Source organism: Streptomyces sp. NBC_00158 (assembly GCF_045160885.1).
In the GTDB taxonomy this organism is placed as follows: domain Bacteria; phylum Actinomycetota; class Actinomycetes; order Streptomycetales; family Streptomycetaceae; genus Streptomyces.
Map to the genome: position 1 here is coordinate 2099147 of NZ_CP108161.1, position 25247 is coordinate 2124393.

Annotated in this window: 17 protein-coding genes; 10 read left to right on the forward strand and 7 right to left on the reverse strand. The window is 72.2% G+C overall.

The window, feature by feature from the left end:
* Positions 1 to 104: 104 nt before the first annotated feature.
* Positions 105 to 2378: a M4 family metallopeptidase gene (locus OG553_RS09275; RefSeq protein ID WP_405978530.1), complete on the forward strand. Its 2274-nt coding sequence runs from the start codon at positions 105 to 107 to the stop codon at positions 2376 to 2378.
* 105 nt (positions 2379 to 2483) lie between these two features.
* Here OG553_RS09275 and OG553_RS09280 read toward each other — a convergent pair whose 3' ends face one another.
* A complete protein-coding gene (locus tag OG553_RS09280) occupies positions 2484 to 2975 on the reverse strand; it encodes a hypothetical protein (RefSeq protein WP_405978531.1) in 492 nt (163 codons plus the stop codon).
* A gap of 152 nt (positions 2976 to 3127) precedes the next feature.
* Complete coding sequence (locus OG553_RS09285) at positions 3128 to 4642, reverse strand: DHA2 family efflux MFS transporter permease subunit (RefSeq protein WP_405978532.1); 1515 nt, start codon at positions 4640 to 4642, stop codon at positions 3128 to 3130.
* 141 nt (positions 4643 to 4783) lie between these two features.
* Between OG553_RS09285 and OG553_RS09290 the strand changes: the two genes are divergently transcribed.
* Complete coding sequence (locus OG553_RS09290) at positions 4784 to 5785, forward strand: Lrp/AsnC family transcriptional regulator (protein ID WP_405978533.1); 1002 nt, start codon at positions 4784 to 4786, stop codon at positions 5783 to 5785.
* A 46-nt stretch (positions 5786 to 5831) separates the two neighbouring features.
* Here OG553_RS09290 and glgP read toward each other — a convergent pair whose 3' ends face one another.
* Positions 5832 to 8468: an alpha-glucan family phosphorylase gene (gene glgP, locus OG553_RS09295; protein WP_405978534.1), complete on the reverse strand. Its 2637-nt coding sequence runs from the start codon at positions 8466 to 8468 to the stop codon at positions 5832 to 5834.
* A 157-nt stretch (positions 8469 to 8625) separates the two neighbouring features.
* Positions 8626 to 9225, reverse strand: coding sequence for a GNAT family N-acetyltransferase (locus OG553_RS09300; RefSeq protein ID WP_405978535.1), 600 nt, complete (start codon positions 9223 to 9225; stop codon positions 8626 to 8628).
* 341 nt (positions 9226 to 9566) lie between these two features.
* On the opposite strand from OG553_RS09300, the gene OG553_RS09305 reads away from it, so the two are divergent.
* The 4 genes from OG553_RS09305 to glgB all read left to right on the forward strand — a co-directional run bounded on the left by OG553_RS09305 (position 9567) and on the right by glgB (position 17140).
* On the forward strand, positions 9567 to 11561 hold the full coding sequence (locus OG553_RS09305; protein WP_405978536.1) for a maltotransferase domain-containing protein: 1995 nt from the start codon (positions 9567 to 9569) through the stop codon (positions 11559 to 11561).
* Entirely contained in the window at positions 11558 to 13264 is a 1707-nt protein-coding gene (treS, locus tag OG553_RS09310) for a maltose alpha-D-glucosyltransferase (RefSeq protein ID WP_405978537.1), read from the forward strand. Before OG553_RS09305 ends, treS begins: the two co-directional genes overlap by 4 nt.
* Before the next feature lie 154 nt (positions 13265 to 13418).
* Entirely contained in the window at positions 13419 to 14858 is a 1440-nt protein-coding gene (locus OG553_RS09315; RefSeq protein WP_405978538.1) for a maltokinase N-terminal cap-like domain-containing protein, read from the forward strand.
* Entirely contained in the window at positions 14855 to 17140 is a 2286-nt protein-coding gene (gene glgB / locus OG553_RS09320; RefSeq protein ID WP_405978539.1) for a 1,4-alpha-glucan branching enzyme, read from the forward strand. The genes OG553_RS09315 and glgB overlap by 4 nt, the downstream gene beginning before the upstream one ends.
* On the opposite strand, the gene trxA is transcribed toward glgB, so the two are convergent.
* Both trxA and OG553_RS09330 read right to left on the reverse strand, forming a co-directional pair.
* Complete coding sequence (gene trxA, locus OG553_RS09325) at positions 17130 to 17492, reverse strand: thioredoxin (protein ID WP_405978540.1); 363 nt, start codon at positions 17490 to 17492, stop codon at positions 17130 to 17132. The genes glgB and trxA overlap by 11 nt on opposite strands.
* Positions 17493 to 17550: 58 nt before the next feature.
* Positions 17551 to 17940 carry a MerR family transcriptional regulator gene (locus OG553_RS09330; RefSeq protein ID WP_405978541.1) on the reverse strand — a complete coding sequence of 130 codons (390 nt, stop codon included), beginning with the start codon at positions 17938 to 17940 and terminating at the stop codon, positions 17551 to 17553.
* Between the two features lie 350 nt (positions 17941 to 18290).
* Between OG553_RS09330 and OG553_RS09335 the strand changes: the two genes are divergently transcribed.
* Positions 18291 to 18980: a helix-turn-helix domain-containing protein gene (locus OG553_RS09335; RefSeq protein WP_405978542.1), complete on the forward strand. Its 690-nt coding sequence runs from the start codon at positions 18291 to 18293 to the stop codon at positions 18978 to 18980.
* 128 nt (positions 18981 to 19108) lie between these two features.
* Here OG553_RS09335 and OG553_RS09340 read toward each other — a convergent pair whose 3' ends face one another.
* Positions 19109 to 20134 (reverse strand): ATP-dependent 6-phosphofructokinase, encoded by a 1026-nt coding sequence (locus OG553_RS09340; protein WP_405978543.1) that lies wholly within the window; start codon positions 20132 to 20134, stop codon positions 19109 to 19111.
* A gap of 224 nt (positions 20135 to 20358) precedes the next feature.
* On the opposite strand from OG553_RS09340, the gene pta reads away from it, so the two are divergent.
* The 3 genes from pta (at position 20359) to pyk (ending at position 25188) form a co-directional block, all read left to right on the forward strand.
* Entirely contained in the window at positions 20359 to 22446 is a 2088-nt protein-coding gene (gene pta, locus OG553_RS09345) for a phosphate acetyltransferase (RefSeq protein WP_405978544.1), read from the forward strand.
* A 35-nt stretch (positions 22447 to 22481) separates the two neighbouring features.
* A complete protein-coding gene (locus OG553_RS09350; protein ID WP_405978545.1) occupies positions 22482 to 23696 on the forward strand; it encodes an acetate kinase in 1215 nt (404 codons plus the stop codon).
* Positions 23697 to 23757: 61 nt separating this feature from the next.
* Positions 23758 to 25188 (forward strand): pyruvate kinase, encoded by a 1431-nt coding sequence (pyk, locus tag OG553_RS09355; RefSeq protein ID WP_405978546.1) that lies wholly within the window; start codon positions 23758 to 23760, stop codon positions 25186 to 25188.
* The last annotated feature ends 59 nt before the right edge of the window (positions 25189 to 25247 follow it).

Here is a 25247-nt window from a genome sequence, read left to right on the forward strand (position 1 = left end):
CGTCGCCAACAGCTGGCACTCTTCGATCCGTTCATCGCACCAGCCCTGATCTGCCCGGAGGCCCACCCAGCCATCCGGAACCCCCCTTGCAGAAGGAGTCTGCGTTGAGTCCCACCCCCCAGCGGCGTGCCACCGCGGCCGGCGCACTCGTAGCCGCGGCCGCCCTGCTCGCCGTAGGCATACAGGCCGGAACCGCCACCGCCGCCGCCGACGCCACCGCGTCGCAGGCCCGCACCGCCGCCCAGCCCAACCCGGGCGCGGCGGCTCGTGCGCTCAGCGCTTCGGAGCGTGCGACGCTCCTCGCCGAGGCCAACTCGACCACCGTCCAGGCCGCGAAGGCGCTCGGCCTCGGTGGTGGCGAGAAGCTGATCGTCCGCGATGTGGTCAAGGACGTCGACGGCACCACGCACACCACCTACGAGCGGACCTACGACGGTCTGCCCGTGCTCGGCGGTGACCTCACGGTCCACGCCAAGGACGGCGTCACCAAGAGCGTGACCAAGGCGACCCAGCACGAGATCAAGGTCTCGGACACCACCGCGACCGTCACCCCGGCCGCCGCCGAGGGCCAGGCCGTTTCGGCCGCGAACGCCGAGGGCTCGAAGCAGACCAAGGCCGACAAGGGCGCCCGCAAGGTGATCTGGGCCGCGGAAGGCGTCCCGGTCCTCGCCTTCGAGACCGTCGTCGGCGGTCTCCAGGACGACGGCACCCCGAGCGCGCTGCACGTGATCACCAACGCCAAGACCGGCGCGAAGATCACCCAGTGGCAGGGCGTCCAGACCGGCACCGGCAACACCATGTACAGCGGCCAGGTCACCCTCGGCTCCTCGCAGTCGGGCAGCAACTGGACGCTGACCGACGCCGGCCGCGGCAACCACAAGACCTACAACCTGAACAAGGGCTCCTCCGGCACCGGAACCCTGTTCTCGGGTCCGGACGACACCTGGGGCAACGGCCTGCCCTCCAACGCGGAGACCGCCGCCGCGGACGCCCACTACGGCGCCCAGGTCACGTGGGACTACTACAAGAACGTCCACGGCCGCAACGGCCTGCGCAACGACGGCGTGGCCCCGTACACCCGGGTCCACTACGGCAACGCGTACGTCAACGCCTTCTGGGACGACTCCTGCTTCTGCATGACCTACGGCGACGGCGAGGGCAACAACAAGCCGCTCACCTCGACCGACGTGGCCGCGCACGAGATGACCCACGGCCTCACCTCGGTCACCGGCAACATGACCTACAGCGGTGAGTCCGGCGGTCTGAACGAGGCCACCTCCGACATCATGGCGGCGGCGGTCGAGTTCTACGCCAACAACCCGCAGGACGTCGGCGACTACCTGGTCGGCGAGAAGATCGACATCAACGGCGACGGCACCCCGCTGCGCTACATGGACAAGCCGAGCAAGGACGGCTCGTCCAAGGACGCCTGGTACTCGGGCCTCGGCGGCATCGACGTCCACTACTCCTCGGGTCCGGCGAACCACTGGTTCTACCTGGCCTCCGAGGGCTCCGGCGCCAAGGTCATCAACGGCGTGAGCTACAACTCGCCGACCGCCGACGGCCTGCCCGTCACCGCGATCGGCCGTGACGCCGCCGCGAAGATCTGGTTCCGCGCGCTGACGGTGGGCTACTTCAAGTCCAACACCAACTACGCCGACGCCCGCGTCCAGACGCTGAAGGCCGCCGCCGACCTGTACGGCCAGGGTTCGGCCACGTACAACAACGTCGCCAACGCCTGGGCCGCCATCAGCGTCGGCCCGCGCATCAACGACGGCGTGACGGTCACCCCGATCGCCAACCAGAACACCCAGATCAACACCGCGGTGAGCCTCCAGGTCCAGGCGACCAGCACCAACCCGGGCGCCCTGACCTACTCGGCGACCGGCCTGCCGGCCGGCCTGTCGATCAACTCCTCGACCGGTCTGATCTCCGGTACGGCGACCACCGCGGCCACGTCCAACGTGACCGTCACGGTGACGGACTCGGCCGGCAAGTCGGGTACGGCGTCCTTCACCTGGACCGTGGGCACCTCGCAGCCGAACGTGTTCGAGAACACGACCGACTACGCGATCGCGGACAACGCGACGGTCGAGTCCCCGATCACGGTGTCCCGCACCGGCAACGCGCCGAGCACCCTCAAGGTGGACGTCAACATCGTCCACACCTACATCGGTGACCTGAAGGTCGACCTGGTCGCCCCCGACGGCTCCGTCTACAACCTGCACAACCGTTCCGGCGGCAGTGCGGACAACATCGTCAAGAGCTACACGGTGAACGCCTCCTCCGAGGTCGCCCAGGGCGTCTGGAAGCTCCGGGTCAACGACAACGCGAGCCTGGACACCGGCAAGATCGACAGCTGGAAGCTCACCTTCTGACCCCCTCGGGGCAGGAAGTGAACCACGGCTGAACCGCTGAAACCACGGGGCCGCCCGGGAGGAATCCTCCCCGGGCGGCCCTGTCCCATGCGGCGGGACGGTCCGTCAGCCGATGGAACGGAAGACCTGGTTCATGAAGTCCCCCGGGGTCATCGCCCGGCCCTGGCCGGGGCGGACCATGCTGCGGTCGTCGTCGTCCCAGTCGTCGTCACGGCCGTTGTGGTGCCCGCCGTGGTGGCCGTCCGGCTTGAGGAAGACCGAGCGGGCGTTGAGGTCGTGCGCGCGCTCGCCCGGCCGCAGCGTCTCCTGGGCCTCGCCCCCGCAGCTGTCGCCCCGGAAGACGAGGACCAGCGCTTCCGTGTCGTTCTCCACGAAGTAGGCCGGCCGGTTCCGGCTGGTTCCCGTCAGCCGGTAGCAAGTGTCGTAGTCGGCCGGTTCGATCGTCCTGCGGTGCCCGTCCCGGTCGTACTCCGCGTACCGGTAGTGGATCTCGCCGAGGCCGTGGTTGCGGTTGTCGGCCAGGGACTGGCCGGCGGTGGGGAGGACCAGCGCGAAGGAGGCGAGGAGCGCGGCCGCGGCGGTGGAGCGAAGACGCATGTGAGGGTCCGTTCTCGGGGGCGTGGGGACTCGGGGGCGTGGGGACCGGGTCCGGTGGACGTCCGCGGGCAGCCTAGGAGCGGACCCGCCCCCGGCAGCACCGCCATGCACAGCACGTTCGAAGGTTCACCCTCCCGGGGAGCCCCGGCGGCTCAGGCGGAGGTCCGCTCGGAGGCGGCAGCGCCCGCCCGAGCACCTCCCTGCGCCGGGACCGGGGCCCCGGCGGCCGGGCGGCGCACCAGCAGCGCCACCGCCAGCGCGCCCGTCAGGCCCATCGCCCCCGAGACCAGGAAGGTGTCCCGCAGCCCGCTCGCGAAGGCCGCGTCGACCCACTCCCGCGCCCCCGGCGCCGCCAGCAGCCGCCCCGCCCCGCCGGAGGCCAGGGCGGCGGCCAGCTCCCGGGGCCGCCCGCCGAGCCCGTCCGCCAGCCCGGCGTGGAACACCGCGCCCAGTACCGCGATCCCGAGCGCGGTGCCCAGCTGCCGTGCGGTGTTCAGCACGCCGCCCGCCATGCCCGCCCGCGCCGGGGCCACCGCCCCCATCGCGGTGGCCGCCAGCGCCGGGGTCGCCATGCCCACGCCGACACCGCTCACCAGGAGTCCGGGAGCCAGCGCCGTCCAGCCGTCCCCCGCGTCCAGCATCCAGGCCTGGAGCAGCGCCCCCGCCCCGATCAGCAGCAGCCCGCCGCCGATCGTCAGCCGGGGCGGTGCCCCGTGCAGCAGCCGCCCTGCCAGTGCCGCGACCACGAAACCGGCGAGGCTCATCGGCAGCAGCACCAGGCCACCGCCCACCGGGCTCATCCCCTCGGCGGACTGGAGCCACAGGGAGACGTACATCAGGTACGAGAACGCCGCCCCGGACAGCAGCAGCCCGGCGGCCATCACCGCCACGAAGACCGGGCTGCGGAAGAGCGACAGGTCCAGCATCGGGCGCGGACCGCGCAGCTCGACGAGGACGAAGGCGGCGAACGCGGCCACCGAGAGGCCGAACAGCCCGAGGGTCGCGGCCGAGGTCCAGCCGTTCTCACCGACCCGGATCAGGGCGTACGTCAGGGCCGCCGCGCCGACGGTGAAGGCGGCCATGCCGGGCAGGTCGAGCCCCCGGGCGCGCGGATCACGGGACTCGGCCACCGCCCTCAGGGTCACCCAGACGGCCAGCGCGCAGACGGGCAGGTTGATGAAGAAGATCCAGCGCCAGCCGAAGTGCTCGGTCAGCAGCCCTCCGATGACCGGCCCGGCCGCGGCGGCGGCGCCGTTGACCGCGCCCCACACCCCGAAGGCCACACCCCGGTCGCGGCCCTGGTAGGCGGAGCTGAGCAGGGCCATGGTGGTGGCGAACATCGCCGCTCCCCCGATGCCCTGCACCGCGCGGAAGGCGATCAGCGCGGCCGGCCCGTCCGCGACCCCGCAGGCGAGGGAGGAGAGCGCGAACAGCACCAGTCCTCCGAGGTAGACGCGGCGCCGGCCGATCCGGTCGGCGAGCGAGCCCGCGCCGAGCAGCAGGGCGGCCAGGGCGAGGGCGTAGACGTCCATCACCCACTGGAGGCCGGCGAAATCCGTGCTCATGTCGGCGGCCATGTCCGGGAGGGCGACGGTCACGATCGTGACGTCGACCAGGAGCATGAACGCCCCGAGGCAGACCGCGGTCAGCGGCAGCCACTTGCGCATGGGGGTTCTCCTCTTGTCGGGGGGTGGGGCGGGGAGCGCCCCCGCGTGGTCCCACGCTCGCAGCGGGCCGCCCAGGAACCCCACCCACAGACCCCCCGCCGCCGGATTCCGGTCACCGTCGGAGCCGTCATGATGGAAACCATGAACGAGGAGGAGCTGGACGGTCTCGACCGTTCCCTGATCCAGGCCCTGGTGATCGACGGCCGGGCGGCCTTCAGCCGCATCGCCGAGGTGCTGGAGGTCTCCGACCAGACCGTCGTACGCCGCTACCGGCGGCTGCGCGGCGCCGGGCTGGTCCGGGTCGTCGGGCTGCCGGTGGGCAGCCGCGTCGGACTGTTCGAGTCCTGGCTGCGGATCCAGTGCGCCCCCGACGCGGCGCTCCCGGTGGCCGAGGCGCTCGCCCGCCGCCCGGACATCGCCTGGGTGACCATGAACTCCGGCGGCACGGAGATCCACTGCATGACCCGGTCCCGGACCCGCAAGGACCGCGACGCCCTGCTGCTCGACAAGCTGCCGCGCACCCGCCGGGTCACCGGCATCAGCGCCCACACCATCCTGCGCAAGTTCTTCGGGGGTCCCGACGCGTGGGCGGGGGTCGACGAGCTGCGCCCCGACCAGATCGCCGCCCTGCAGCGCCCCCCGGCCGGTCCGGTGCCCGAGCGGTACGTCCTCGACGCGGCGGAGTCGGCGCTGCTGGCGGTGCTGGGCCGGGACGGCCGCGCGGGCTATCCGGAGCTGGCGCGCGCCACCGGGCTGTCGGAGTCCACCGCCCGCCGCCGGCTGGAGCGGCTGCGGGACCTCGGGGCGCTCTTCTTCGACGTGGAGTTCGTGCCCGAGCTGTTCGGCTACGAGGCGGAGGCGACGCTGGTGCTGACCGTTCCGCCGGCCCGGCTGGCGGAGGTGGGCAACGCCCTCGCCGGCCACCGCGAGGTGCCGTTCGCGGCGGCCGTGACGGGGGCGGCCTCGCTGATGGCGGTGGTGGTGTGCCGGGACACCGACGCCCTCTACACCTATCTGACCGAGCGGATCGGCGCGGTGGACGGAGTGGGCCAGGTGGAGGTGATCCCGGCCCTGCGCAGCGTGAAGCGGGCCGGGATGCTGGTCGAGGGCGGGCGGCTGGTGGATCCGCCGCCCGCCCCCTGAGCCCGCCCGCCCCCGTCCGGCGCCGGGGGCCGGCGCAGCGGTACGGTCAGCGCAGGAGTACGCCGCCCAGCGCGTCGGTGTCCACCGGGGCGGCCACCAGGCCCAGTTCGGCCGGGCTCGCCAGCAGCGGGTGCGTCGGCAGGATCCGTACGGTGTACCCGAAGGGCCCGGTCCGGTCGAGCGCGAGCGGGCCCTCGTACACCCAGCGCCCCTCCATGTCGGGTCCGGCGGCGGGCTTGAGCGGGAATGCCCGCCCGTCCCGGATCACGTCCTGGGCGTCGACCCGCCCGGCGACCGCCTGCACCTCCACGTCCTCCGGCGCGAGCGCGTCCAGCGCGACCCGCACCCGCAGCGTGAGGGTGGCGCCGAGTTCGGCGGTGCCACCGACGGGCGCGGCGGCGACGGCCTCCACGTGCTCGACGGCGACCCGGGGCCAGGAGGCCCTGATCCGCCCCTTCCACCAGGCGAGTTCCTGTGCGGCGTCGGCGGTCAGGGCCCGGTGGGAGAGGGCGGCGGGGGCGTAGAGGCGTTCCACGTACTCCCGTACCATCCGCCCCGCGAGCACCTTCGGGCCCAGGGACACCAGGGTGCGCCGGACCATCTCGATCCACCGCACGGGCAGCCCGGCCCGCCCGTCCCGGTCGTAGAAGCGGGGTGCGACCCGCTCCTCGATCAGCTCGTAGAGGGATCCGGCCTCCAGGTCGTCGCGGCGGTCCTCGTCCGTGCCGAGGCCGTCGGCCGTCGGGATGGCCCAGCCGAAGTCGGGCTCGAACCACTCGTCCCACCAGCCGTCCAGCACCGACAGGTTGAGGCAGCCGTTGAGGGCGGCCTTCATCCCGCTGGTGCCACAGGCCTCCAGCGGGCGCAGCGGGTTGTTCAGCCAGACGTCGCAGCCCGGGTAGAGCTTCTGCGCCATGGCCATGCCGTAGTCGGGCAGGAAGACGATGCGGTGGCGCACGCGCGGGTCGTCGGAGAAGCGGACCAGCTCCTGCACGAGCCGCTTGCCGCCGTCGTCGGCGGGGTGGGCCTTGCCGGCGACGACGATCTGTACCGGGCGCTCCGGGTCCAGCAGCAGCCGGCGCAGCCGCTCCGGGTCGCGGAGCATCAGCGTGAGCCGCTTGTACGAGGGCACGCGGCGGGCGAAGCCGATGGTCAGCACGTCCGGGTCGAGGACGCCGTCCACCCAGCCGAGTTCGGCGTCGGCGGCCCCGCGCTGCTTCCACGAGGCGCGCAGCCGGTCGCGGACCTCCTGGACCAGCTGCTCGCGCAGGGTCCGGCGTACGTCCCACACGTCCTGGTCGGGGATCTGCGCGACGGCGTCCCAGCGGGCGGAGGCGCCCACGGCCAGGGCGTCCTCGGTGCGTCCGGCCCCGATCTGGCGGGCGCCGAGCCGCATGACCTCGGGGGCGACCCAGGTCGGGGCGTGCACCCCGTTCGTCACGGAGGTGATGGGGACGTCGGCGGCGTCGAAGCCCGGCCAGAGCCCGGCGAACATGCCCCGGCTGACCGCCCCGTGGAGGGTGGACACCCCGTTGGCGCGCTGGGCGAGGCGCAGGCCCATCACGGCCATGTTGAACACCCCGGGGTCGCCGCCCGGGTAGGACTCGGCGCCCAGCTCCAGGATCCGCTCGACGGGTACGCCGGGCAGCTCGCCGCCGTCGCCGAAGTGCCGGGCGACGAGGGAGCGCTCGAAGCGGTCGATGCCGGCGGGGACGGGGGTGTGCGTGGTGAACACGGTCCCGGCGCGCACGGCTTCGACGGCCGCGTCGAAGCCGAGGCCCTGGTCGCCGTCGAGTTCCCTTATGCGTTCCAGTCCGAGGAAGCCGGCGTGTCCCTCGTTGGTGTGGAAGACCTCGGGGGCGGCGTGCCCGGTGATCCGGCAGTACGCCCGTACGGCTCGGACGCCGCCGATGCCGAGCAGCATCTCCTGGAGGAGGCGGTGGTCGCTACCGCCGCCGTAGAGCCGGTCGGTCACCTCGCGGGCGCCGGCGTCGTTGTCCTCGACGTCGGAGTCGAGCAGGAGCAGCGGCACCCGGCCGACGCGGGCCTGCCAGATGTGCGCGTGCAACGACCGCCCGCCGGGCAGGGTGAGCGTGACCCGGGCGGGGACGCCGTCCTCCTGGCGCAGCAGGGACAGGGGCAGCTCGTGGGGGTCGAGGACCGGGTAGTGCTCCTGCTGCCAGCCGTCGCGGGAGAGCGACTGGCGGAAGTAGCCGTGCCGGTAGAGCAGGCCGACGCCGATGACGGGGACGCCGAGGTCGCTGGCGGCCTTGAGGTGGTCCCCGGCGAGGATCCCGAGGCCGCCGGAGTACTGGGGCAGGGCGGCGGTGATGCCGAACTCGGGGGAGAAGTAGGCGATGGCGGCGGGGAACTCCGCGGCGTTCTCGCTGCTCTGGTACCACCTGCCGCCGTGGAGGTAGTCGTCGAGGTCGGCGGCGGCCACGGCGAGCCGCCGCAGGAACCGCCGGTCGGCGGCGAGTTCCTCCAGCCGGGAGGCGGGCACGGCGCCGAGCAGCCGGACGGGGTCGCCGCCGGCGGCCTGCCAGCCCTCGGGGTCGACGGATTGGAAGAGTTCGCGGGTTTCCGTATGCCACGACCAGCGCAGGTTGCGCGCGAGGTCGGCGAGCGGCATCAGGGGTTCGGGGAGGACGGGGCGCACGGTGAATCGACGGATAGCCTTCACACGTTCCACCTTCGCAGGGGATGACGGATCGGAGCGACCGCACCACGCTGTGCAACCGCGCATCGCCCCCGGAAGGCTAGCCGCGGAACGGCGCCGCGGCCATCCCGCCTCCCGGGCCTCCCTGTCCCCGACTCCGCCCCCGCTCCGCCCCCGCCCGTCAGGCGTCCGTCGCGAGCCGGGCGTGCAGGTGCTCGTCGTGCCAGCCGTCGGCGTGCCGCAGGGCGCCGCGCATGGTGCCCTCCAGCGGGAAGCCGGCCTTGAGCGCGACGGCGCAGGAGGCCGGGTTGGCCACCGAGTGGCAGATCCGCTGCCGGTGCAGGCCGGCCTCGCGGAAGCCCCAGCCGGCCACCGCGGCCACCCCCTGTGCCATCACCCCGCGCCCGCGCCCGGCCGGCAGCAGCCAGTACAGGAACTCGGCGCTCGCGCCCTCCGCGTCGAAGTCGGCGAGGCCGATCAGGCCGACGGCCGGGGCGGCCGGCTGCGCCGACACGGCCCAGACCGCCGCCTCGCTCCGTTCCCAGCGCCGGTTCCAGCGGGCTGTCCGGGCCGCGGCCGACTCCCGGGTTTCGGGCTCGGGCCGGTTCCAGTGCCGGACGTCCGGGTCCTCGTACGCGGTGACCAGCACCGGGGCGTCGGCCTCGCGCCAGGGCCTCAGCACCATCCCGCAGGGCAGGGGGAGCAGCGGCTGAGGGGTCGCACCCCATGGGGTGGGAGGGGTTGCGGGGGCCTGTGTGACATGGGTGTTTTCGCTGTCCATCGGCCCATCCTCACCGACTTGACGGAGCCTCGGCGGATACCGGGCAGGCCCGAGCCGTTCCCCGGCCGTCCGCGTCCCACTACGTACGAGTAGTTAACCGACGGCGCGGATTGGGCGGGGTGAGAGTGGGAAGGGCTGTGCGGGTACACGCGGTACACGCACGGCGCACCCGCCCACAACCTTTCCCCGCCACCCGAGTGAACGCGGACAGGAGCGGCCATGCCCGCAGCCCAGCCGTCTTCCGAGCGGCTAGAAACAGAGCGAACAGAGCGTGCACTACCAGCCGCGATTCCGGCTGGACCGTCACCGAGCCCTGCGAACTGCCCCCAGGTGATCCCATCATGATCGGTCGCATTCCCGTGCTGGACGTCCGCCCCGCCGTCGACTGCGGCGCCAGACCCGCCAAGGCGGTCGTGGACGAGGTCTTCGAGATCTCCGCCACCGTGTTCCGAGAGGGCCACGACGCCGTCGCCGCCCACGTCGTACTGCGCGACCCGAGCGGGCGGCTGCGCCCGCCGGTGCCGTTGCGGGAACTCGCCCCCGGCACCGACCGGTGGGGGGCGCGGGTCTCCGCCGAGGTCGAGGGGAGGTGGACGTACACCGTCGAGGCGTGGAGCGACCCGGTCGCCACCTGGCGGGCCCATGCCGCGGTCAAGATCCCGGCCGGCCTCGACACCGGGCTGACCCTGCTCGAAGGCGCGGAGCTCTACGAGCGCGCCGCCGCGAAGATCCCCAAGCGGGACGGCCGCGAGGCCGTACTGGCCGCGGCCGACGCGATGCGCGACGAGGAGCGGCCCGCCGCGGAGCGGTACGAGGCCGCGCTCGCGCCCGCGGCGCTGGCCGCGCTCGCCCGGCGCCCTTACCGGGAGCTGGTCACGGCCGCCAAGCCGCTGCCGCTGATGGTCGAACGCAAGCGGGCCCTCTTCGGTTCCTGGTACGAGATGTTCCCCCGCTCCGAGGGAGCGGTGGTGGAGCCGGGCGGCACCCCGGTGAGCGGTACCTTCCGCACCGCCGCCGAACGGCTGCCGGCCATTGCCGCCATGGGCTTCGACGTGGTGTACCTGCCGCCGATCCACCCCATCGGCTCCACGTACCGCAAGGGCCCCAACAACACGCTGTCGGCGGGGAGTTGGGACCCGGGCGTGCCCTGGGCCATCGGTTCCCCGGAGGGCGGGCACGACGCGGTCCACCCGGAGCTCGGCACCCTGGAGGACTTCGACGCCTTCGTGGCGCGCGCCCGCGACCTGCGGATGGAGATCGCCCTCGACTTCGCCCTCCAGTGCTCCCCCGACCACCCGTGGGTGGAGAAGCACCCGGAGTGGTTCCGCCACCGCGCCGACGGGACGATCGCGTACGCCGAGAACCCGCCGAAGAAGTACCAGGACATCTTCCCGGTCCACTTCGACTCGGACATGGCGGGCATCGTCGAGGAGACGGTCCGGATCCTGCGGCACTGGATGGAACACGGCGTCCGGATCTTCCGGGTCGACAACCCGCACACCAAGCCGGTCGTGTTCTGGCAGAAGGTGATCGCGGAGATCAACAAGTCCGACCCCGACGTCATCTTCCTGGCGGAAGCCTTCACCCGGCCCGCGATGATGCGCGCGCTCGCCTCGATCGGCTTCCAGCAGTCGTACACCTACTTCACCTGGCGCAACACCAAGGCCGAGCTGACCGAGTACCTGACCGAGCTGTCCGGCGACCGTTCCGCCTCCGTGATGCGGCCGAACTTCTTCGTGAACACGCCCGACATCCTCCACGAGTACCTCCAGCAGGGCGGCCGGCCCGCCTTCGAGGTCCGGGCGGTCCTCGCCGCCACCCTCTCCCCCACCTGGGGCGTCTACGCGGGCTACGAGCTCTGCGAGAACACCCCGGTCCGGGAGGGCAGCGAGGAGTACCTGAACTCCGAGAAGTACGAGCTGCGCCCGCGCGACTGGGCCGCCGCCGACCGCGAGGGCCGCACGATCGCCCCGCTGATCACCGCCCTGAACCGGCTGCGCCGCCGCAACCCCGCCCTCCAGCAGCTGCGCGACATCCACTTCCACCCGACCGACAACGAACAGGTGATCGCCTATTCGAAGCACTCCGGTGGCAATTCCGTACTGGTGGTCGTCAACCTCGATCCGCACCACACCCAGGAGGCGACGGTCTCGTTGGACATGCCGGTACTCGGCCTCGACTGGCACGGGTCCCTCGCGGTGCGCGACGAGCTCACCGGCGAGACCTACCACTGGGGCAGGGCGAACTACGTGCGCCTGGAACCGGGCCGTACGCCCGCGCACGTCCTGGCCGCCCTGCGACCGTCCCCGCCCATCGGAGGGTCACCCACCACATGATGATCAACGATCCCGTCCACGACACCTTCGAGGACACCCCCGCCAAGGACCGCGACCCCGACTGGTTCAAGCGGGCGGTCTTCTACGAGGTCCTGGTCCGCTCCTTCCACGACAGCAACGGCGACGGCGTCGGTGACCTCAAGGGGCTCACCGCCAAGCTGGACTACCTCCAGTGGCTCGGCGTCGACTGCCTGTGGCTGCCGCCGTTCTTCGCCTCGCCGCTGCGCGACGGCGGCTACGACGTCTCCGACTACACCTCCGTGCTGCCCGAGTTCGGCGACCTCGCCGACTTCGTGGAGTTCGTGGACGCCGCGCACACCCGCGGCATGCGGGTGATCATCGACTTCGTCATGAACCACACCAGCGACCAGCACGAGTGGTTCCAGCAGTCCCGCAAGGACCCCGACGGGCCCTACGGGGACTACTACATGTGGGCCGACAACGACAAGCAGTACCAGGACGCCCGCATCATCTTCATCGACACCGAGACCTCCAACTGGACGTACGACCCCGTTCGCAAGCAGTACTACTGGCACCGCTTCTTCTCGCACCAGCCGGACCTCAACTTCGAGAACCCGGCCGTGCAGGAGGAGATCGTCTCGGCGCTGCGGTTCTGGCTCGACCTCGGCATCGACGGGTTCCGCCTCGACGCCGTGCCCTACCTCTACGCCGAGGAGGGCACCAACTGCGAGAACCTGCCCCGCACCCACGAGCTCCTCAAGCGGGTCCGCGCCGAGATCGACGCGCACTACCCGGACACCGTGCTGCTCGCCGAGGCCAACCAGTGGCCCGAGGACGTGGTCGACTACTTCGGGGACTTCGCCAAGGGCGGGGACGAGTGCCACATGGCGTTCCACTTCCCCGTCATGCCGCGCATCTTCATGGCGGTGCGAAGAGAGTCCCGCTACCCCGTCTCCGAGATCCTGGCCAAGACCCCGGCGATCCCGGACGGCTGCCAGTGGGGCATCTTCCTGCGCAACCACGACGAGCTCACCCTCGAAATGGTCACGGACGAAGAGCGCGACTACATGTACGCGGAGTACGCCAAGGACCCCCGGATGCGGGCCAACATCGGCATCCGGCGCCGGCTCGCCCCGCTCCTGGACAACGACCGCAACCAGATGGAGCTGTTCACCGCCCTGCTGCTGTCGCTGCCCGGCTCGCCGGTGCTGTACTACGGCGACGAGATCGGCATGGGCGACAACATCTGGCTCGGCGACCGCGACGGCGTACGGACCCCCATGCAGTGGACCCCGGACCGCAACGCCGGTTTCTCCTCCTGCGATCCGGGCAGGCTGAACCTGCCGGTCATCATGGACCCGGTCCACGGGTACCAGGTCACCAATGTCGAGGCGGCCATGGCGTCGCCCTCCTCACTGCTGCACTGGACCCGCAGGCTGATCGAGATCCGCAAGGCCAACCCGGCCTTCGGCCTCGGCTCGTACACCGAACTGCCCTCGTCCAACCCGGCGGTGCTCGCGTTCCTGCGCGAGTTCGGGGACGACCTGGTGCTGTGCGTGCACAACTTCTCCCGCTTCGCGCAGCCCACCGAACTGGACCTGAGGTCGTTCAACGGGCGGGTCCCGGTGGAGCTCACGGGAGACGTGCGCTTCCCGCCGATCGGCGAGTGGCCGTACCTGCTGACCCTGGCGGGCCACGGCTTCTACTGGTTCCGGCTCCGCAGCGACCAGCGCGCCGACTGACGGACCCGCTACGGGGCGGGCACTCCTTTGGGTCAACGGCCCGCCCCTGTACGGATCATCCTGACCCGACACACGCACATACCGGAGAAGCAACTGCCGCGCATCCGGGACACTCTGCGCATTCTGTGACGGCCCGGGGAAAGGACGCGACGCCATGTCGGAGGCTGCATCCGCCCGGAGCCGGCTGACGCCCGCCCGGGCCGGCGGGACCGCCGAGCTGGAACCGATGCTGCGGGACTGGCTGCCCGCACAGCGCTGGTTCGCCGGCAAGGGACGCCGGATCGGCAGGATCGAGACCGTCTCGGCGGCCGAACTGCTGCCGCCTGGCTCCTCCCCCGGACTGCTGCACCTGCTGCTCGACGTGGACGGGGACTGCTACCAACTCCTGCTCGGCATCCGCCCGTCCCCGCTGCCGCCCGCCCTCGCGCCCGCCCTGATCGGGTACGCCGAGAGCGGCCCGTACGCCGGCCGGGCCGTGTACGAGGCGCTGGGCGACCCCCGGCTCGCCTCGCTGCTGCTGGAACGGCTGCGCTCCCCCGGCACGCTGGGCCCGCTCCGCTTCGACCGGGACCCGGACGCCCCGGTCCAGGCCGGACTGCTGCCCCGGCCGCTGTCCGGGGAGCAGACCAACTCCTCGCTGATCTACGGGGATTCGTACATCCTCAAGGTGTTCCGCCGGGTCGGTCCCGGGGTCAACCCGGACCTGGAGCTGCCCCGGGCGCTGGCCGCCGCCGGCTGTGCCCGCGTACCCGCTCCGGTCGCCTGGTACGAGGCCGAGCTGGCCGGTGGAGAACCGTTGACCCTGGGCGTGCTCCAGCCCTACCTGCGCGGCTCCGACGACGGCTGGCAGCTGGCCCTGCGCAGACTCGGGGCCGGGGCCGACTTCACCTCCGAGGCGCACGCCCTGGGCCGGGCCACCGCCGAGGTGCACAGCGCCCTCGCGACCGCCCTGCCCACCCTGGCCCTGGGCCCCGAGCAGACCGCCCGGCTCGCCGCCGGGATGACCGCCCGGCTCGCCGCCACCTGCCGCGAGGTGCCCGCGCTCCAGCCGTACGAGGCCGGGCTGCGCGGCGCCTTCGACGCCCTGGCCGCCTCCCGGGGCGCCGGGGTCCCCGCCCAGCGCATCCACGGGGACCTGCACCTGGGCCAGACCCTGCGCACCGCCGACGGCAGCTGGGCGCTGATCGACTTCGAGGGGGAGCCGGCCCGGCCGCTCGCCGACCGCCGCCGCCCCGAGCCGGCGGTCCGGGACATCGCCGGGATACTGCGCTCCTTCGACTACGCCGCCCGCTCGCACCGGCCCTTCGCCCCCGCCTGGGCCGACGCCTGCCGGGCCGCGTTCTGCGAGGGCTACGCCCGCACCACCGGCCGCGACCCGCGCGAGGACCCGGTGCTGCTGCGCGCGTACGAGACCGACAAGGCGGTGTACGAGGCCCGGTACGAGTCCCGGCACCGCCCCGACTGGCTGCACGTCCCGATGGCGGCGATCCGCCGGCTGTCGGAACCCCAGCGGCCCGCACACCGCATGCCCCCGCCGGCCCCCGGCACCGCCCCCACCCCCCACCCGAAGCCCCCGAGGAGGCCGCTCCCGTGAGCGCCGCACGACAGCCGTCACCGACCGTCCGCGAGGAAGCCGCAGCCGTACCCGAACCCGCGAAGCGGGCCCGCGCGCCACGCGCCCGCCGCGCCGCCCCGCCGCACGGGGTCCGGCCGGCGCCCGCGCTGGACGGGGAGGAACGGGCCCGGCTGCTGGAGGGCCGCCACCACGACCCGCACGCGGTGCTGGGCGCCCGCGCGCAGCGGGGCGGGGTGGCCTTCCGGGTGCTGCGTCCGTACGCGAAGGCCGTCACCATCGTGGCCAAGGGGCTGCGGGCCGAGCTGTACGACGACGGGGACGGGCTGTTCTCCGGGCTGCTGCCGCTGACCGGGGTGCCGGACTACCGGCTGCTGGTGACGTACGAGAGCGACGAGGTCGAGGTCCACGACCCGTACCGGTTCCTGCCCGCCCTCGGGGAGCTGGACCTGCACCTGATCGGCGAGGGCCGGCACGAGGAACTGTGGACGGCGCTGGGCGCCCGGCCGATGGAGCACCAGGGCGTGGCCGGCACCCGCTTCACGGTGTGGGCGCCGAACGCCCGGGGGGTGCGGGTCACGGGGGACTTCTCGTACTGGGACTCGGTGGCCTACCCGATGCGCTCCCTCGGCTCGACCGGGGTGTGGGAGCTGTTCCTGCCCGGGGTCGGCGAGGGCGCCCTGTACAAGTACGACATCACCCGCCCGGACGGCGGCCACACCCTGCGCGCCGACCCGATGGCGCAGTACGCGGAGGTCCCGCCGGCGAACGCCTCGGTGGTCACCGCCTCGCGGTTCGTGTGGCAGGACGCGGAGTGGATGGCCACGCGCGGTGCCCGCGCCCCGCACCAGGCGCCGCTGTCGGTGTACGAGCTGCACCTGGCGTCCTGGCGGCCGGGGCTCACGTACCGGCAGCTGGCCGACCAGCTGCCCGCGTACGTGAAGGAGCTCGGGTTCACGCACGTGGAGTTCATGCCGGTCGCCGAGCACCCCTTCGGCGGGTCCTGGGGCTACCAGGTCACCGGCTTCTTCGCCCCGACCTCGCGGATGGGCACCCCGGACGACTTCCGGCTGCTCGTGGACGCGCTGCACCGGGCCGGGATCGGGGTGATCGTCGACTGGGTGCCGGCGCACTTCCCGCGCGACGACTGGGCGCTCGCCGAGTTCGACGGGCGGCCGCTGTACGAGCACCAGGACCCGCGCCGGGCCGCGCACCCGGACTGGGGGACGCTGGAGTTCGACTACGGGCGCAAGGAGGTCCGCAACTTCCTGGTGGCCAACGCCGTCTACTGGTGCCAGGAGTTCCACGTGGACGGGCTGCGCGTGGACGCGGTGGCCTCGATGCTGTACCTGGACTACTCGCGCGACGAGGGCCAGTGGTCGCCGAACGAGCACGGCGGCCGGGAGGACCTGGACGCCGTGGCCCTGCTCCAGGAGATGAACGCGGTGGTCTACCGGCGCTGCCCGGGTGTGGTGACGATCGCGGAGGAGTCGACGGCCTGGGACGGGGTCACGCGGCCGACGGACTCCGGCGGGCTGGGCTTCGGCCTGAAGTGGAACATGGGCTGGATGCACGACACGCTGCGCTACGTGTCGAAGGAGCCGGTGCACCGCAAGTACCACCACCACGACATGACCTTCGGGATGGTGTACGCGTTCAGCGAGAACTACGTGCTGCCGATCTCGCACGACGAGGTGGTGCACGGCAAGCGCTCGCTGGTGTCGAAGATGCCGGGCGACTGGTGGCAGCAGCGGGCCACGCACCGCGCGTACCTGGGCTTCATGTGGGCCCACCCGGGCAAGCAACTGCTGTTCATGGGGCAGGAGTTCGCCCAGGGTTCGGAGTGGTCGGAGACGTACGGGCCGGACTGGTGGCTGCTGGACTCCTCCTACCCGGCGGCCGGCGACCACCGGGGGGTGCGGGACCTGGTGCGCGACCTCAACCGCGCGTACACGGCGGCCCCGGCGCTGTGGGAGCGGGACACGGTGCCGGAGGGCTTCGCGTGGGTGGAGGCGGACGCCGCCGAGGACAACGTGTTCGCGTTCCTGCGGTTCGCGCAGGACGGCTCGCAGCTGCTGTGCGTCTCGAACTTCTCCCCCGTGGTCCGGCACGGCTACCGGATCGGGGTGCCGGAGGAGGTGCCGCTGTGGCGGGAGGTCCTCAACACCGACCGGGAGGGGTACGGCGGGAGCGGCGTCCACCACGACCGGCCGCTGCGCCCGGAGCCGGTACCGGCCCAGGGGCGGGCGGCGAGCCTGCGGATGACGCTCCCGCCGATGGCGACGGTCTGGCTCAGGCCGTGACCGGCGCCGTCGCCGTCGCCTGGGCCTCGTCGAGCTCCTGAAGGAGCCGGCGCTTGGGCCGGGCGCCGACGATCTGCCGGACGGGCTCGCCGTCGCGGAAGAGGAGCATGGTCGGCATGGACAGCACCCCGTAGCGCGTGACGGTGGCGGGGTTGCTGTCCGCGTCGATCTGGACGACCTTGAGGTGGTCGGCCCGCTCGGCGGCCACGGCGGAGAGCACCGGGGCGAGCTGGCGGCAGGGGCCGCACCAGTCGGCGGTGAACTCCACCAGTACGGGCCGTCCCCGTTCGGCCAGCACCTGCGCCTCGAAGTCGGCGTCGGTCACTTCGGCCACACCCTTGGCGTGGATCATTTCCGTTCCCCTCTCGTCAGCCGGTTCCGTCCGGCGGGTCCTCTTCGGCCGGCCCTCTTCAGCCGGTCATCTCGCAGCGCGGCGCGGCTTCCCCGGCGGCCTCCTCGGCCGCCGCCAGCTGGCGGGCGACCTGGTCGCGCACGTCGGCCAGCTGGCCGATCAGGGCGTCCAGCTCCGCGAGCTTGCGGCGGTAGACCGCGAGCGAGGCCGGGCAGGAGTCGCCGGCCGGGTGGCCGGCGCGCAGGCATTCGACGAACGGCCGGGTCTCCTCCAGCTCGAAGCCGAAGTCCTGGAGGATCCGGATCTGGCGCAGCAGGCGCAGGTCGTCCTCGTCGTAGTCGCGGTAGCCGTTGCCGGTCCGCCGGGCCGCGAGCAGTCCGCGTGATTCGTAGTACCTGAGCGTCCGGGTGCTGGTCCCGGCCCGCTTCGCCAGTTCGCCGATGCGCATGGCCCGACCGTATTCCTTGACGCCGACGTCAAGGGAAGGGCGGGCGTCCGGCGGGGGGATGCGGGGCCCTCGCCACCCCCGTATGCGAGGGCCCCGACATGGATCACGGACGGCGGGCCGGAACGGTTCACGTCGAGTGACCGGGATCACTCCGCGGGCTCCCCGGGTCACCTGAAATGGAGTGGCCTAATCCGTACGCTGGCCCCATCCGCAAAATGGATCTTCGCATGATCCGATTACCGGACAGTCGCCGGGAAAACCGCCCAAAGTCATGAACTCCATAGGACTTTCCTACGAGTTATGGGCTTGTTTGAATAGTCTGTAGTCGTCGAAGGTTGGCCACTTCTACCGTGTGCCCTGTGCACTCCAGCCCACCTTTCAATGCCCCCGCCGCGCGCCGCCTGCGCGCGGCCCTGGGCATGGCTCCCGGTCATGTCGCCTACGGCCTGCGGGCCCAGTACGGACTGCTCGTCGCACCAGAGACCGTCATGGCCTGGGAGCGGGGCGAGCAGTCGCCGACCTCCGCCGAGCTCACGGCGCTGGCCGGCGTGCTCTGGTGCTCCCCCGGGGAGCTGCTGGCCGAGCCCGTCACCCTGCGGGAACACCGCATCGCCCGGGGCCTGGACCCGGAGGACCTGGCCCGCCGGATCGGGGTCGAGGCGAACGCGTACCGGAAGATGGAGGAGACCGGGCGCTGGAAGGGCAACGAACGCCAGTCCGCCGCCCTCGCCTCGGTGCTCGGCCTGACCCTGGCCCAGTTCGTGACGGCCACCGGCAAGCACGAGGAGCTCGCCGACCTGCTGCGCAGCGCGGCCACCACCCGCTGGCAGGCCTACGTGAAGCCGCTGGGCAAGCTGCTGCCGGTGCCCAAGGCCCACCTGGAGCGGGTCCTGGAGCTCCTCTACAACGACTACCAGTCGCGGATGGTGGCCACCCTCGGCTGGGGCGGCGCCGAGGGCGCGGCCGGCACGGGCGACGCGGGGCGGGAGTTCCTCTCGGAGATCACGGACCGGTTCTGGGCCCTGGCCGGCGGTGCCTGACCCGGCGGGCCGCGCCGGGCACCCGGCGGGTACGCGGCGGCCCCGGGCACTTCCCGGGGGAGGCGCGCCGGGGCCGTTCGGCGGGGAAGTCGGGACGTCGGTCCCGGCGGGCGGGGCCGTCCGCCCGGTCAGAAGACCGACTCGGCCTCGTACATCCGGTCCTCGGGGACGGTCTTGAGCTCGGTGACGGCCTCGGCCAGCGGGGCCATCACGATGTCGGTGCCGCGCAGGGCGGTCATGTTGCCGAATTCCCCGCGGTGCACGGCCTCGACGGCGTGCCAGCCGAAGCGGGTGGCGAGGACGCGGTCGTAGGCGGTGGGCACGCCGCCGCGCTGGACGTGGCCGAGGATGACCGGGCGGGCCTCCTTGCCGAGGCGGTGCTCCAGCTCGATGGCCAGCCGGTTGCCGATGCCGGCGAAGCGCTCGTGGCCGTACTGGTCGATGGCGCCCTTCTCGTACGGCATGGAGCCGGCAGCCGGGTGCGCACCCTCGGCCACGCAGACGACGGCGAACTTCTTGCCGCGGGCGAACCGTTCCTCCACCATCTTCACCAGGGCGTCCACCTCGAAGGGGCGCTCGGGCAGGCAGATGCCGTGGGCGCCGCCGGCCATGCCGGACTCCAGGGCGATCCAGCCCGCGTGACGGCCCATGACCTCGACCACCATCACGCGCTGGTGGGACTCGGCGGTGGTCTTGAGCCGGTCGATTGCCTCGGTGGCGACCGTGACGGCCGTGTCGAAGCCGAAGGTCCGGTCGGTGGAGGAGATGTCGTTGTCGATGGTCTTCGGTACGCCGACCACCGGCATCCCCGCGTCCGCGAGCATCCGGGCGGCCGTCAGGGTGCCCTCGCCGCCGATCGGGATCAGCGCGTCGATGCCGTAACGGCGTGCCAGCTCGTGGGCGTTCTCGGCGGCTTCGTGCAGCCGCGCGCGCTCCATGCGCGCCGAGCCGAGGATCGTGCCGCCGCGGGCCAGGATGCCGCTGACGGCGTTGATGTCGAGGGGGCGGTAGTGGCCGTCGAGGAGGCCCTTGAAGCCGTCCTCGAAACCGATGACCTCGTCCCCGTGTCCGACGACGGCACGGTGTACGACCGACCGGATGACAGCGTTCAGTCCCGGGCAGTCGCCGCCTGCGGTGAGAACTCCGATACGCATCGTGCTGTGTCTCCTGCCGTACATATGAAGGTCGTATTTGATGACGCCTGTCCGATTGTTCCATGTTCCGGGAGGGGTGCGCGCTCGGCACCGCTCCACCCACCAGGCCTTTCGTCCCTCCCGCCCGGACCTTTTCCCGGGGGCGCTCTATCCACTGCCGGAGGTATTGTCAAGAGGTCGAGGCACACCAATCAGACATTCACTGCATGGGACGGAGAGCACGCGTGACGCGCAGCGTGTACGTGACCGGTATCGAGCGGGGTGACGGCCGGCAGGTCGTCGAACTCGGGATCATGGAGCTCCTGACCCGGCAGACGGGCCGGGTCGGCGTGTACCGCCCCCTGCTGCACGACGGGCCGGACCGGCTCTTCGACCTGCTGCGGGCCCGCTACCGGCTGGACCAGGACGCGGCCACGGCCTACGGCATGGAGTACCACGAGGCCTCCGCCGTCCTCGCCGAGAAGGGCACCGACGAGCTGGTCTCCCGGCTGGTCGACCGCTACCACCGGGTGGCCCGGGACTACGAGGTCATGCTGGTCCTCGGCACCGACTACGCCGACACCAACCTGCCCGACGAGCTCGCGCTGAACGCCCGCCTCGCCAACGAGCTGGGCGCGGTCGTCGTCCCCGTCGTCGGCGGCACCAAGCAGCCCGCCGACGCCGTCCGCGCCGAGGCCCAGGGCGCCCACCGGGCCTACGAGAGCCTCGGCTGCCACGTCGTGGCGATGGTCGTCAACCGGGTGGCCCGCGAGGACCGCGACGCCATAGCCGAGCGGCTCGCCGCCCGCCTCCCCGTGCCCTGCTACGTCCTGCCCGACGACAAGAACCTGTCCGCCCCGACCGTCGCCCAGATCACCCGGGCGCTCGGCGGCGAGGTGCTCCTCGGCGACGAGGCCGGCCTCGCCCGCGACGCCGTGGACTTCGTCTTCGGCGGCGCCATGCTGCCCAACTTCCTGAACGCCCTGACCCCCGGCTGCCTCGTCGTCACCCCCGGGGACCGGGCCGACCTGGTGGTGGGCGCGCTCGCCGCTCACGCCTCGGGCACCCCGCCGATCGCGGGCGTGCTGCTGACCCTGAACGAGCGCCCGTCCCAGGACGTCCTCACCCTGGCCTCGAAGCTCGCCCCCGGCACCCCGGTGGTCTCGGTGGCCGGCAACAGCTTCCCCACCGCCGCCGAACTCTTCTCCCTGCAGAGCCGGTTGAACTCCGCGACCCCGCGCAAGCTGGAGACCGCGCTCGGCCTCTTCGAACGGCACGTGGACACCGCCGAACTGCGCGGGCTGCTGTCCGTCACCCGCTCCGAGCGCGTCACCCCGATGATGTTCGAGCACGAGCTGCTGGAGCGGGCCCGCTCCGAGCGGCGCCGCGTGGTGCTGCCCGAGGGCACCGAGGAGCGGGTGCTGCGCGCCGCGGACGTGGTGCTGCGCCGGGGGGTGTGCGACCTGACCCTGCTGGGCGAGGAGCAGGCCATCCTGAAGAAGGCCGGCGACCTGGGCGTCGACATCTCGGCCGCGCAGCTGATCGACCCGGCGACCTCCCCCCTGCGGGAACGGTTCGCCGAGTACTACGCCAAGGCCCGCGCGCACAAGGGCATGACCGTCGAGCTGGCCCACGACGTCGTCACCGACGTCAACTACTTCGGCACCCTGATGGTCCAGGAGGGCCTGGCCGACGGCATGGTCTCCGGCTCGGTGCACTCCACCGCCGCCACCATCCGCCCCGCCTTCGAGATCATCAAGACCAAGCCCGAGGCCTCGATCGTCTCCTCCGTCTTCTTCATGTGCCTGGCCGACCAGGTCCTCGTCTACGGCGACTGCGCCGTCAACCCGGACCCCGACGCCGCACAACTCGCCGACATCGCCGTCCAGTCGGCCGCCACCGCCGCGGCCTTCGGCGTCGACCCGCGGATCGCGATGCTCTCGTACTCCACCGGCACCTCCGGCTCCGGCGCGGACGTGGAGAAGGTCCGCAAGGCCACCGAGGCCGTCCGCGAGCAGCGCCCGGACCTGCTCATCGAGGGCCCGATCCAGTACGACGCCGCCGTCGAGCCCTCCGTCGCCGCGACCAAGCTGCCCGGCTCCGAGGTGGCCGGCCGGGCGAGCGTGCTGATCTTCCCTGACCTGAACACGGGCAACAACACGTACAAGGCGGTGCAGCGTTCGGCCGGAGCCGTCGCGGTCGGCCCCGTCCTCCAGGGCCTGCGCAAGCCGGTCAACGACCTCTCGCGCGGCGCGCTGGTCCAGGACATCGTCACCACCGTGGCGATCACCGCGATCCAGGCGCAGTCGCAGTCCCGGCCCCAGGCCCAGTGATCCCCCCGCCCCACCCGAAGGAGAGACCCCCCACCGTGACCGCAACGCGCGTACTCGTCCTCAACTCCGGCTCCTCGTCGGTGAAGTACCAGCTGCTCGACATGACCGACCGTTCCCGCCTCGCCTCCGGCCTGGTGGAGCGCATCGGCGAGGAGACCTCCCGCCTCGTGCACGAGCCGCTCACCGGGGCCGGCGCCGAGGGCGGCAAGCGCGAGCGGCTCGGCCCGATCGCCGACCACGGCGCCGCCCTGCGGGCCGTCGCGGCGGAGCTGGCGGCCGACGGCCTCGGCCTGGACTCCCCCGAACTGGCGGCCGTGGGCCACCGGGTGGTGCACGGCGGTACCCGGTTCACCCGGCCGACCGTCATCGACGACGAGGTGCTCGCGGAGATCCGCAGCCTGATCCCGCTGGCCCCGCTGCACAATCCGGCGAACGTGACCGGCATCGAGGTGGCGCGCGAGCTGCGCGCGGACCTGCCGCAGGTGGCGGTCTTCGACACCGCCTTCCACTCGACGATGCCGGAGCACGTGGCCCGGTACGCGATCGACGCGGCGACCGCCGACAAGTACGCCATCCGGCGGTACGGGTTCCACGGCACCTCCCACGCCTACGTGTCGCGCGCGACGGCGGCGCTGCTGGGCAAGCCGGTGGAGGACGTGAACGTGATCGTGCTCCACCTCGGCAACGGCGCCTCCGCCTCGGCGGTGCGCGGCGGGGTCTGCATGGAGACCTCGATGGGCCTGACGCCGCTGGAGGGGCTGGTCATGGGAACCCGCTCCGGCGACCTGGACCCGGCGGTGATCTTCCACCTGGCGCGGGTGGGCGGGCTCTCGGTCGACGAGATCGACTCGCTGCTCAACAAGAAGAGCGGTCTGCTGGGTCTGTGCGGCGACAACGACATGCGCGAGGTGACGCGGCGCGCGGGCGAGGGCGACGAGGCGGCCCGACTCGCGCTGGCGGCGTACGTCCACCGTCTGAAGAAGTACATCGGCGCGTACACGGCGGTCCTGGGACGGGTGGACGCGGTGGTGTTCACGGCGGGCGTCGGCGAGAACGCCTCCGCCGTGCGGGAGGCGGCGATCGCCGGCCTGGAGGAGCTCGGCCTCGCGCTGGACCTGGAGGCGAACGCCGCGCGCTCCCCGGAGCCCCGGCTGATCTCCCCGGACTACGCGCGGGTGGCGGTGGCGGTGGTCCCGACCGATGAGGAGCTGGAGATCGCCGCCCAGGCGTACGCGCTGGTTACCCAGTAGTCACTTGGACTTTCCGCCAGACGGAATATTCCGCTACGAAACAAACGGATAGGATCCGGTCATGCGCCGTTCCAAAATCGTCTGCACGCTGGGCCCCGCCGTCGACTCGTATGAGCAGCTGAAAGCACTCATCGAGGCAGGTATGAACGTGGCCCGATTCAACTTCAGCCACGGGTCCCAGGCAGAACACCAGGAGCGGTACGACCGCGTCCGGAAGGTCTCCGAGGACACCGGGCGCGCGGTCGGCGTCCTCGCCGACCTCCAGGGCCCCAAGATCCGTCTCGAAACCTTCGCCGAGGGTCCCGTCGAGCTGGTGCGCGGTGACGAGTTCACCATCACCACCGAGGACGTCCCGGGCGACAAGTCCATCTGCGGCACCACCTACAAGGGCCTCCCGGGCGACGTCGCCAAGGGTGACCAGGTCCTGATCAACGACGGCAACGTCGAGCTCCGGGTGACCGAGGTCGACGGCCCCCGGGTCAAGACCATCGTCATCGAGGGCGGTGTCATCTCCGACCACAAGGGCATCAACCTGCCCGGCGCGGCCGTGAACGTCCCCGCCCTGTCGGAGAAGGACATCGACGACCTGCGCTTCGCCCTCCGCATGGGCTGCGACATGGTCGCCCTCTCCTTCGTCCGCGACGCCAACGACGTCAAGGACGTCCACCGCGTCATGGACGAGGAGGGCCGCCGGGTCCCCGTCATCGCCAAGGTGGAGAAGCCCCAGGCCGTCGAGAACATGGAGGCCGTCGTCGCGGCCTTCGACGCGGTCATGGTGGCCCGCGGCGACCTGGCCGTCGAGTACCCGCTCGAAAAGGTCCCGATGGTCCAGAAGCGGCTCATCGAGATGTGCCGCCGCAACGCCAAGCCGGTGATCGTCGCGACCCAGATGATGGAGTCGATGATCACCAACTCCCGCCCGACCCGCGCGGAGGCGTCCGACGTCGCCAACGCCATCCTCGACGGCGCCGACGCGGTCATGCTGTCCGCCGAGTCCTCGGTGGGCGCCTACCCGATCGAGACCGTCAAGACGATGTCGAAGATCGTCACCGCGGCCGAGGAGGAGCTCCTCGCCAAGGGCCTCCAGCCGCTGGTCCCGGGCAAGAAGCCGCGCACCCAGGGCGGCTCCGTCGCCCGCGCGGCCTGCGAGATCGCGGACTTCCTGGACGGCAAGGCCCTGGTCGCCTTCACCCAGTCCGGCGACACCGCCCGCCGCCTGTCCCGCTACCGCGCCCAGCAGCCGATCCTGGCGTTCACGACGGACGTGAACACCCGCAACCAGCTCACCCTGAGCTGGGGCGTCGAGTCGGCCATCGTCCCGCACGCCGACAGCACGGACGCGATGGTGGACCTGGTCGACGCCGAGGTGCTGAAGCTCCAGCGCTTCAACCCGGGCGACACCATGATCATCACGGCCGGCTCGCCCCCCGGCGTCCCGGGCACGACCAACATGGTCCGCGTCCACCACCTGGGCGGCGGCACCCCCGCCTGAAGCCCGAAGGCCTGACGGCCTGAACGCCTGACTCTGCCGCACAGAGACCGAGGGCGGCA